This window comes from Geodermatophilus sp. SYSU D00705 (assembly GCF_054050135.1).
In genome coordinates this window covers 1-1,091 of sequence record NZ_JBJGYT010000078.1, presented here as the reverse complement: position 1 = coordinate 1,091, position 1,091 = coordinate 1, and the positions used below count along the sequence as shown (strand labels likewise).

Genomic DNA, 1,091 nt, shown 5'->3' with positions numbered 1-1,091 from the left:
TGTAGTGCCCAGCACGGTTGCTGACGGCGACCCGGGTGATCGGGGGTTGTCCGCCGAGTGCGGTGTGGCTGCGGTGATGGTTGTAGGTGTGCAGCCAGTCGGGCAAGGCTGCGGCTCGCTCGGCTGAGCTGTCGAAGGGCCGGATGTAGGCCCATTCGTCGGCGAGGGTGCGGTTGAACCGCTCTGCCTTGCCGTTGGTCTGTGGCCGGTAGGGCCGGGTGAACCGGGCCTGGGCGCCGAGGTCAGCCAGCGCGGCGCGCCAGGCATGGCTGATCCGGTAGGCCCGGGCGTTGTCGGTCATCACCCGCTCGATCCGGTCGATGCCGTGCTCGGCGAACCAGGCCGCCGCGCTGTGGAGGAAGCCGGCGCAGGTGGCAGCCGTCTCATCGGGATGGATCTCGGCGTAGGCCAGGCGGGTGTGGTCGTCGATGGCGCAGTGCACGTAGTCATAGCCGACCCGGCGGCCGGCCAATTGCTCGTTGCGGCTGTGGTTGCCTTGGGCCGAACCGCGGCCGTGCACGCGCCAGCCACCACCGGCCCGGATACCACCGAGCTTCTTGACATCGACGTGCACCAGCTCGCCGGGCCGCGCCCGCTCGTAGCGCCGCACTAGCTGGCCGGTGGGCCGGTCCAGCCAAGCCAGCCGGTGCATGCCGTGCCGGCGCAGGACTGCGTGCACCGTCGAGGGGGCCAGCCCGACCAGCGGTGCGATCCGCGCGGGACCCAGCTTGCGGGCGCTGCGCAGAGCCAGCACCCGCGTCTCCAGCTCAGCGGAGGTCCTACCGGGGAGCCGGTGGGCCCGGCTGGGACGATCAAGCAGCCCAGCAGGGCCTTCCTCCCGCCAGCGGGCCAGCCACTTGTAGCCGGTGGCGCGAGAGACGTTCAACTCGATCACGACGTGCGCGACCGGCCGACCCAGTTCGACCACCCGGCGGACAAGTTCCGCGCGGCCATGAACGGTCAGGCGAGCGTTAGCGTGGGACACGAGACCTCCGAGCATTCGGGCGTGGCGTCAGCACCCACACCTTCGCTCGGAGGTCTCCTCGTTGGATCAGGCCTCGGCGCCGTCAACAACGCTCATGGGCAGTACA

The 1,091-nt window shown here is 70.4% G+C and carries 1 protein-coding gene; it reads right to left on the bottom strand.

Features of this window, described 5'->3' with window-relative positions:
* The coding region (locus tag ACI78Q_RS23680; protein ID WP_456925930.1) for an IS481 family transposase at positions 1 to 985 on the bottom strand (985 nt) is incomplete at its 3' end.
* Positions 986 to 1,091 lie beyond the last annotated feature (106 nt).